Genomic DNA, 8,998 nt, shown 5'->3' with positions numbered 1-8,998 from the left:
TTGCGGCTGGTTCGGGCATTGGCGGTGGAGATCCACGAGAACTGGCTCGAGGCGACCCGCTACCTCAACATGGATCACGCACGGTCAACCGATGATGGCGTCGGACAGGGTATGGGCGTCAACCTGGGAGGCTCTCCATCACGAGGACTGAAAGATCCTTCCTGGTCTCGGCAGCCTTGTGTTTCAGGCGAATGGCTGTCGCCAAGCCCGCCACGCCGACAACTTGATTGCTAGCCGATCTTAAGCAGATCGTGTGCGGCCTGATCCAACTCCTGTTTCAGTTCAGGCAGTATCTGGAACAGGTCACCGATCAGTCCATAGTCTGCGACCTGAAAGATCGGGGCCTCCTCATCCTTGTTGATGGCGACGATCACCTTGGAGTCCTTCATGCCGGCCAGATGCTGAATGGCCCCTGAAATCCCCACCGCGATGTAGAGATCTGGCGCCACCACCTTGCCGGTCTGGCCCACCTGCCAATCATTAGGCGCATAGCCCGCATCCACTGCGGCGCGTGATGCGCCCATGGCCGCACCCAACTTGTCGGCGATCGGCTCGATGTACTTGCTGAAGTTCCCCGCGGAGCCCAAGGCGCGCCCGCCCGATATGATGATCTTGGCCGAGGTCAGCTCAGGCCGGTCGGAATGGGCCAGTTCCTCGCCTTTGAAGATCGACAGTCCGGGATCATCCACCGCGCCCACCGTCTCGATGATAGCTGAGCCACCTTCGCCAGCTGCCGGGAAGGCCGCCGTGCGTACCGTGATCACCTTCTTGGCATCGGTGGCCTGCACAGTCTGGATCGCGTTGCCGGCATAGATCGGCCGCTCGAAGGTATCGGGCGACACCACCTTGGTGATGTCGGACACCTGCACCACGTCGAGTAGCGCTGCGACACGGGGCAGGACGTTCTTGCCCGTAGAGGTCGAGGGCGCCACAATCGCGTCGTAAGGTCCCGCCAGCGAGACGATCAGGGCGGCGATGGGTTCTGCGAGCCCATGCTCGTAAGCGGCGCCCTCGGCCAGAAGAACCTTCTCGACGCCTGCCAGCTTGGCGGCGGCTTCAGCGGCCGCACGGGCGTTCTGGCCCGCCACCAGGATATGGACCGGTCTACCGAGAGCGGTGGCCGGCGAGAGGGCCTTGGCCGTGGCATCCTTGAGAGAAGTGTTATCGTGCTCGGCAATCAGCAATGTGGTCATGTCACAATCTCCGTTAGAGCACGCTGGCTTCCGTTTTCAGCTTCTGAACCAGCTCGGCCACCGAGCCGACATTCACGCCAGCCTTGCGGCCGCCGGGCTCTGCGGTCTTGAGCACCATCAAGCGCGGGCTGATATCGACCCCGAAGGCGTCCGGCGAGGTCTCGTCCAGCGGCTTTTTCTTGGCCTTCATGATATTGGGCAGGGACGCATAACGCGGCTCGTTGAGGCGCAGGTCCGTGGTCACGATGGCTGGCAGCTTCAGGGAAACGGTCTGGAGACCGCCGTCCACCTCGCGAGTCACGTCGACGCTGCCTTCGCCCGGCGTGACCTTGAAGGCGAAGGTGCCCTGGGGCCAACCGAGCAGCGCGGCCAGCATCTGGCCGGTCTGGTTGGAGTCGTTGTCGATGGCCTGCTTGCCGAGGATCACGAGATCCGACTTCTCCTGCTCAGCCACGCCCTTAAGGATCTTCGCGACCGCCAGCGGCTCAACCGTGGCGTCGGTCTTCACCAGGATGGCGCGATCGGCCCCCATCGCGAGTGCCGTGCGAAGCGTTTCGGCGGCCTGCGCCGGCCCGATGGAGACCGCGACAACCTCGGTGGCCTTGCCCTGCTCCTTCAGGCGGAGGGCTTCTTCGACGGCGATCTCGTCGAAGGGGTTCATGGACATCTTGACGTTGGCCAATTCCACGCCCGATCCATCCGCCTTCACCCGGATCTTCACGTTGTAGTCCACAACGCGCTTCACACATACCAGCAGTTTCATCAATTCCTCCTCATCTGAAACGTCCTTCGCTCCACCTGGGCGACGGTCATCTTCGCGGCCGTAGCATGAGGCTGGGAATGCCGGCGGTCTTGCGGTGGATGAGTAGCCCTCCCGATCGCCCTTCCAGGCATGGACCCCGCAGATATCCGCCAACAGGCCTCGCATTCATGAGGTATTTATCGCCCTTGCCCTCGCTGACTTCCTTGCCCTGGGCGATGATGGTGCTGTCGCCCATCTTGGTGAAAGGCCGGCCCGTCAAACTTTGACGTCAATGTGGATCTGCGTCTGCCATACATGTGCGCAGATCCTCCCGTCCTCATCCCGCACCATGGTGTGCCACACGGATGTCTGTCGGCCCAGGTGAAGTGGTCGGCATTCGGCGGAAATCCTCGCGCCTGTACAGGGGCTCACGAAATTCGTCTTGGATTCAAGCGTCGCCGTTCTTTGCATTGATCCGAGGTTTCGCAGGGCCCCTATAGCGCCGAGGCTGTCCGCAAGGGACATGAGCACGCCGCCGTGCACCGCACCGCCAGAATTGATGTGGCGGTTCTTGAGGTCGACATGTGCAACGATGCACTCCGGAGACACCTCGTCGAGCTCAATCCCAAGAAGCTTCTGAAACCCTTGGGTTGGCATGCGCCTGACATCCGCCTCGCTCCAGGGGCCCGCCGCGGTACGGATGGGACTGACATCCCGCTCATTGATCATTTGACCCCTCTGTCACACGAGCATTCAGCGCTTAGCTGCCGCAACAAAGCCAGATTCCGTGGCACCTCGACATCGAGGTAGCCCCCAGGAATACCATGATATCCGCTATGAAACTCCGGGCACAGCGACTGGTCCATTGCAGCCAGCATCTCAACCAAGGGTCTGTTCTGGCCCTTTGAGGCCGAGCATCTCCCGGGCCTCATCTGGTGTCGCGATGTCGAAGGACAAAAGGGTCAGGATGTCCCGCATCCGCGCCACCTGCTCCGCATTGGACCGGGCGAGCTTGCCTTTCTCGACGTAGAGATTGTCTTCCATCCCCACCCGCACATTTGAACCCATGGTCGCCCCCATGGTGCACAGCCGGAACTGATGCTTTCCGGGCGCAAGGACAGACCAGTGATAGTCCGACCCGAACAACCGGTCCGCGACGGTGCGCATATGAGTGATGTTGTCTGCCTCGAGGCCGATACCGCCACTAAACCCGAAGACCGTCTGGATGATGAAGGGTGGGGTCAGTAGGCCGATACCCGCGAAATAGGCCACGTTGTAGAGATGCCCAACGTCATAGCATTCGCATTCAAAGCGCGTGCCGCCCGCGCCGACTTCCTTGATCGTCCGCGTGATGATTTCCTCGGTATTCGGATAGACCCGGGACGGCGCCGCTGCGAACAGTTCCCGCTCCCAACCGTGCTGCCAGTGCTCCAACTTATCGAGGATCCGCTGCCGTCCGTAGGGAGAAAGCGATCCCATGTTCAAGGAAGCCAGCTCCGGTTTGAATCGCTGCGCGGCCGCGATCCGGTCTTCGAGGGTCGCCTTCGGGCCGCCGCTCGTTGTGATGTTGATGACCACATTGGTCTCTCGGCGTACCCGATCGATGGCCGGAGCGTATACGTCAGGGTCTGGTGTCGGACGGCCGTCCTCAGGATTGCGGGCGTGGAAATGGACGATCGCGGCGCCCGCCTCCGCCGCACCGATCGCCTGCTCCGCGATCTGCTCCGGAGTGATCGGCAGATATGGCGACATTGTTGGCGTGTGCGCCGCGCCTGTCACCGCGCAAGTGATGACGACTTTGCGTCGAGCGGACATAAAAATACTCCAGTAGCTTACCTGGCCATTATAATCGGGAAAGGACTTAGCGAGCGAGCAACGAGAGTTATTACAAGGTGCGAAGATTTATGGTCAGGTGATCAGAGGAGCGTATCGCAGTAGATCATCACCGCGCCCACCCGAAATCGTGAGCGCGAGTGATGAAAGCTTATTGGTTGGAGACAGAAGCGCCCATTCTGGCGAGACGTCATCCACCGTTCCCAACCGTCACAATGCCCTCTTCTGAGCCGCGCTTCACGATCTTAGCGAGCTGGTCGGCCATGCGGCTACCTCGGCGAAAACCTCGGCTTCTGTAGGTTCTGCGTGCCTGCGGCCTCAGCTGGATACTTTTTCGAGTCGGGCCATGCCAGCGCCGGTGTCAATCCAAATCTCCCGGCCGAGACTTCCGAATATCCTGGCGATTGCGGTCACACTAGGTCCGTCTGGTGCTTTTCCAATCGACGTCACGTAGCCGACACAAGCATCGTCCGACCAAATTGGAGCGTGAACCTGCGGGTCGGCCGGCGTGATCCCGGTGGTTCGAAATCCTATTATCTTGGTGACATGAGAGTCAATTTCAGTCTCTCCGAGCACCGCGGGGAGATACGCATTAACGTCGCGCCCCCATCGGGCAGCCCCCTTCGCTATACGCAGCCGCTCGATTGCCGACGAACCCACAGGCGCAAACTGCGGAACAGCCACTTTACTGTGCTCCAGAATGTGCTTGTAGAGTGTGACTGCATATTCGGTGGCGCAGAGAATGACAAATTCCGTGCCAATCGGCGAAACTATCACGGGAGTCACACCGATGTAGCTCCTAAGTATCCGCCCTGTTTCGTCGAAGTCCTCTAAGGCGCGGATGACTCTTTCTGCCGCTCGTCCTGCAATGAGAAATTGGGCCCAGGCCGACGTTTCCTCGGTGACCCTGCTCTGCACCGCGACAGATGACAGAAACCGGCGGAGCCGAGGCGTCTCAGCTGGCTCGACAAGAAGCAGCCATTCGTCCGCCCCGAGTGGAAGAGCGGTGGGCATGCTCTCGATGCCTGCCCGCGCGTTCACAAGCGCCAATGTCTTGGCGGCCGTTCCAATCTCGGGCAGGGACTCGGCAGTCGTCTTCCTAAGAACATCCGTGGCGTCTGAGCCGCTGAGTCGGATTTTGCCAAAATAGCTCTGATCCACGAGACCTGCGGCTGAGCCAAGCAGCGAGACCTCCGCGGAAATCTGATCAGTATCAGGGTTGCCGAACGACGTCGCAACTTCCCAGCCGCAAACTGGCTCGAAATTGGCGTTCTGTGCCTGGAGTAAAGAATGAACAGGGGAGATCCGCACATCTCTGACTTTGTGTATAGAGCTGGGCCGTGTGAAGAAGTAGGTAGAGCTAGTCAGATCAGGGCCAACCAGTCTCAGCCATTCGTCCGACCTCTCAAATTCTTGGAATCGGCAAATGTCGACATCGGTTAGATCTTCAGTTGGGGCACCTTGGACAATAAGCTCCGCGAGTTGTCGGCCCGCCCCGAGGCACGCACCGATCCCACCAGAGTTCATGCCCGCCAATGTATAGAATCCTTTCACCCGATCGGATTCACCGAGAATGTAGCGATGGTCCGGCGTGAATGCTTCTGGACCATTGATAAATGTCTTTATCTCTGCTCTCGCAAAAATGGGTAGTTTTTCGACAATGTTGTCTACGTACGGAGTCAGTTGCTCCCATCGCTCTGGTAGCAGGCCAAATGCAAAATCGTTTGGCAAATCAGAGACATTTATCACTCGTGCATTCTCATCGAATACACCCAGAAGAAGTCCTCCGACTTCCTCGCGGCCATAGAATAAGTCGTCTCCAGAACGAAAACTTGGTATGTCGGTTGGAATTCCGTCGATAGGTTTTGTGATAACATAGAAATGTTCATTAGCGACTATCGGCAGCGATAAATTTACCATTTCGGCAATTTCGCGGGCCCAAATCCCGGCACAATTGACGATGATTTCGCAATTGATTTTCCCTTCCTCCGTTGTTACGGCGCTGAGGCCAGAGTGAGCGGCAATAGACGTTACTCGAGCATTCTCGAATACTTTCGCTCCCCGACGTCGCGCAAGGCGAAACAACGCATCCGTCAGGCCTGTAGGGTCCACACGGTATGCGTCCGGATTCCAAAGGCCACCCAAGATGCCTTCAGGGGAAAGAATCGGCAGCAGATCCAGCGTCTCGGCAGCGGTCAGAACCTCTAGTGGGAGGTCCGCGCTTCTACCATGAGCCGACATCCGCCGCAGCCGCGCCATACTCTTTTCATCGTGAGAAAAGATCAGCCGTCCAATTACTTTTCGCCCTACGCTAAGCCCGGACTCTTTCTCAATGGTTCCAATCTCGCTTCGGGAGTAACGGAAATTCCGGAGGAAGGCAGGGTTTTCGCTTGTCGCCGCCAGTCCGGCGGCGGAATGCCAAGTCGTGCCACTACCAATTGCGTTGCGTTCTAATACGACAATGTCTTGATAGCCAAGTTTTGTGAGGTGATAAGCAACGCTCGCGCCCACCGCTCCCCCGCCTATTATAACAACTTGAACGTGCGACGGAAATCTAGACACTGCGGTACTCTCCTTGCATCATGTGTGTCCCTCGCGACGAACGAGCGAAAACCGGACGAATTTGACGGTCGTTCATTGTTCGTCAGATAACTTCCAACACCAGTTTTCAACCTGAGACTGCTGTACATGCTACGGGTAACTCACTGAGCGCGGACTATCGCGTACATTGCCGCTCTATCGTTCGCACCTCGCCTGTTAACTTCAACAAGCGCACCCCGTTGGTCACGCCCCATTCGTTATTGCCGGCCTTTGGTTGTTATGAGCGCAGGTAGTTGAAGACCGCGTCCGGTCATTTTGTTTGGGTCAGATAATAACCAGCACGGACTTGCGCTGGGCTTCCCTGTGTTTATTAGCATGATTGGATAAACCGGCCGACGGCTGATCGGTTGGGGATGAGGGTGAGCGCGATAGGTAAGCGACGGATGCGTACGCCGAAGTTGCGTGACGCAGGCGGCGCCGTCTGTCTCAATATCGGCGACCTCGGTCTGCTGTGGCGGACGCATCATCTCGTTCTGCCATACCTTGCCGCTCCGATCCCGCCGATCACGATCCTCGCCCGCTCGGCCTGCTTATCGAGCCCGATCACATCCTCGCCGCAATGCGTCGAGTCGCAGGTTAGGACGGCAATCTTGGCGGCCAGTGGCAGCTGGCGGATCAATATCGGCAGTAATAGCAGAGTCGACATCGCCACCGGGTGGATGCTATGGGGGCGAGCGGCGAGGGTGTGGCATCTTTCGGCGCTGTTGAATCCACCATCAGAAGGAGGCGCCCTATATCGCAGTCTTTTGACGCAAGCCGGTCCCTTACCGCTTTCGAACAGGATAACACGATCGTCGCCGTCGTCGAAATGAGCAAGGCGAAGTGGCTTCTCTATTCGGCTGGTCAAGGTCAAGCGCTTTCGAGCTTTTCCGCGTCTCCTGGCATTGATGTCTTTCGCAGGGTCTTGCTTCTCTCCGGGATCGGCGCTTTGGGCCCTCCCACCATGGGGTCAGAAATGATGAAGCAGAACAATCTGATTGGCGTCCTGATCGTCATTTTGACGACCGAACTAGCCACTTCACGAACTTACTCCACCAACGTCCCGCGAAGGACATCTATCCGCCGGTTGCGGATTCCGTCATCTCCTTTTGTGCCGCGCCGTTATCCGATTGAGATCAGATGGCGGCCGGCAAATCGTCCTTCCTCCAACAGAATTCGGTACCGTCACTCATCATGCGATGCATGATGAGTGCTAGCCTGCGGGCGAGCGCGACAATGGCGTTTCGCTTACCGCTCCGTTTGGCAATATTCATCGCCCAGGCTTTCAACCAAGACCATTTCTTCACCGTGGTTAGCAGCGTCTGGGCAGCTTCGTAAAGCAGCGTTCGCATCATTGCGTCACCGCACGCGAGACGCGGCCAACGCGCTTACTTTCCCCGACTCTTCGAGCTTCGGTGTCAGCCCCAGTATTGGTCCGACAGCCTTCGAATTCTTGAACCGTTGCGGAATGTCGATAGTGCTCGTGAACGCCAGCGATACGACGGGACCGACACCGGGGATCGTCATCAACAGCCGGCACACCTCATCGTTGCGCACGATGTCCAGAACCTTCTTGTGCAACCGGGAGAATTCCTCACGCAGTTTGTGCCTCGCCGTCAGCACCGGCTCCATGACCTCCTAAAGATCAGTCATGCCATCCACCAGCTCGCGAATCCGCTCCTCGATTTTGACCGCTCCAACCATACCGACCTTCAACCCAAAATTGCGCAAACAGTCCGCGAATGTCGTTTTCAATGGCAATCGCCTTTCCCTGCAGCAGCTTGCGCGCCATCAGAAGCGCCCGTCGTTTCTGGCTCGTCAGAGGTTTGACATGCACGGGCCGGTAAAGGTTAACCCGCATCATCTGCGCGATGCCGCGGGCATCATTGCGATCGGCCTTGTTCGGCTGCGCCTTCAGGAGCGCTTTGACGTGACGCGTCTCAATGCAGATTACCGGCAAGCCCGCCCTGGCTAAACCTTCGAAAGCCACTGCGACAAAGGTCCGGCTTCAAGACCAACCCGTTCAAGGTTCCAGGCAGGGTCTTGCAATACTGCTTCCAGGTCATCGGGGTGGCTTGGAACCTTCATCTCCCGGCAAATCTCGCCGGTTTCGTCGACAATGCAAACCGATGTCTCTTTGACCGAGACATCCAATCCGGCATAATGTTTCATGCTGCGCTTCCTTTCCGATGCTTGTGGCTGTTGCAAACATGACCTCGTTTACCATCGCTGCGAAGCGCAGCACCTTTCTACCATCCACTACTGTCCGAAAGGGGAGGCTCAAGCCGAATACATGGCGTGATCGCGGAGCATCCAGCACTCAGCTAAACTGCTGACGTTTGACCTCGCCATGTGGAGAAATGGAATGACGAAGCATTTTGTTGGTCTGGATGTTTCCCTCGACCTGACATCGGTATGCGTTCTTGACGAAGCCGGCGCCGTGGTGTGGCGTGGCAAGGTTGCCTCAATACCGGAAGCTTTGACTGAAGCGATTCGCAAACATGCACCATCAGTTGTAAAGATTGGTTTGGAAACAGGACCGTTGTGCACATGGCATTGGCACGCACTCCGGGAAACGGCCTTCCTGTCGTCTGCCTTGATGCCAGGCATGCGAAGGCGGCATTGTCGGTTCAGCTAAACAAGACTGATG

The 8,998-nt window shown here is 58.0% G+C and carries 7 protein-coding genes and 2 pseudogenes; 2 read left to right on the top strand and 7 right to left on the bottom strand.

Going from position 1 to position 8,998, the window contains the following annotated elements; translation table 11 throughout:
- Positions 1-234 (top strand): hypothetical protein (locus tag AC0L3N_RS33060; protein WP_473551822.1); only part of this gene is annotated, 234 nt, incomplete at its 5' end.
- Here AC0L3N_RS33060 and AC0L3N_RS33055 read toward each other — a convergent pair.
- The 7 genes and pseudogenes from AC0L3N_RS33055 to AC0L3N_RS33025 form a co-directional block, all read right to left on the bottom strand.
- Positions 231-1,193, bottom strand: a complete 963-nt coding sequence (locus AC0L3N_RS33055) for an electron transfer flavoprotein subunit alpha/FixB family protein (RefSeq protein WP_473551819.1) — start codon at positions 1,191-1,193, stop codon at positions 231-233. The genes AC0L3N_RS33060 and AC0L3N_RS33055 overlap by 4 nt on opposite strands.
- A 13-nt stretch (positions 1,194-1,206) precedes the next feature.
- On the bottom strand, positions 1,207-1,956 hold the full coding sequence (locus AC0L3N_RS33050; RefSeq protein ID WP_473551817.1) for an electron transfer flavoprotein subunit beta/FixA family protein: 750 nt from the start codon (positions 1,954-1,956) through the stop codon (positions 1,207-1,209).
- A gap of 29 nt (positions 1,957-1,985) precedes the next feature.
- A pseudogene (locus tag AC0L3N_RS33045) lies at positions 1,986-2,200 on the bottom strand (CoA-transferase); the annotation flags it as partial.
- Positions 2,201-2,211: 11 nt separating this feature from the next.
- Positions 2,212-2,664 (bottom strand): PaaI family thioesterase, encoded by a 453-nt coding sequence (locus AC0L3N_RS33040; RefSeq protein WP_473551815.1) that lies wholly within the window; start codon positions 2,662-2,664, stop codon positions 2,212-2,214.
- A gap of 150 nt (positions 2,665-2,814) precedes the next feature.
- Positions 2,815-3,750, bottom strand: coding sequence for a 3,5-dioxohexanoate:acetyl-CoA acetone transferase (gene kce, locus AC0L3N_RS33035; RefSeq protein WP_473551814.1), 936 nt, complete (start codon positions 3,748-3,750; stop codon positions 2,815-2,817).
- Between the two features lie 336 nt (positions 3,751-4,086).
- Positions 4,087-6,330 (bottom strand): FAD-dependent oxidoreductase, encoded by a 2,244-nt coding sequence (locus AC0L3N_RS33030; RefSeq protein ID WP_473551812.1) that lies wholly within the window; start codon positions 6,328-6,330, stop codon positions 4,087-4,089.
- 1,154 nt (positions 6,331-7,484) lie between these two features.
- Positions 7,485-8,520 (bottom strand): annotated as a pseudogene (locus tag AC0L3N_RS33025) (IS110 family RNA-guided transposase).
- Between the two features lie 193 nt (positions 8,521-8,713).
- Here AC0L3N_RS33025 and AC0L3N_RS33020 point away from each other — a divergent pair.
- A complete protein-coding gene (locus AC0L3N_RS33020) occupies positions 8,714-8,986 on the top strand; it encodes a hypothetical protein (protein WP_473551811.1) in 273 nt (90 codons plus the stop codon).
- The last annotated feature ends 12 nt before the right edge of the window (positions 8,987-8,998 follow it).

The sequence above is a fragment of the Mesorhizobium sp. WSM4807 genome, from assembly GCF_055811615.1.
Note: the sequence above shows the minus strand (reverse complement) of the source record. Positions and strands in the feature narration are given on the sequence as shown.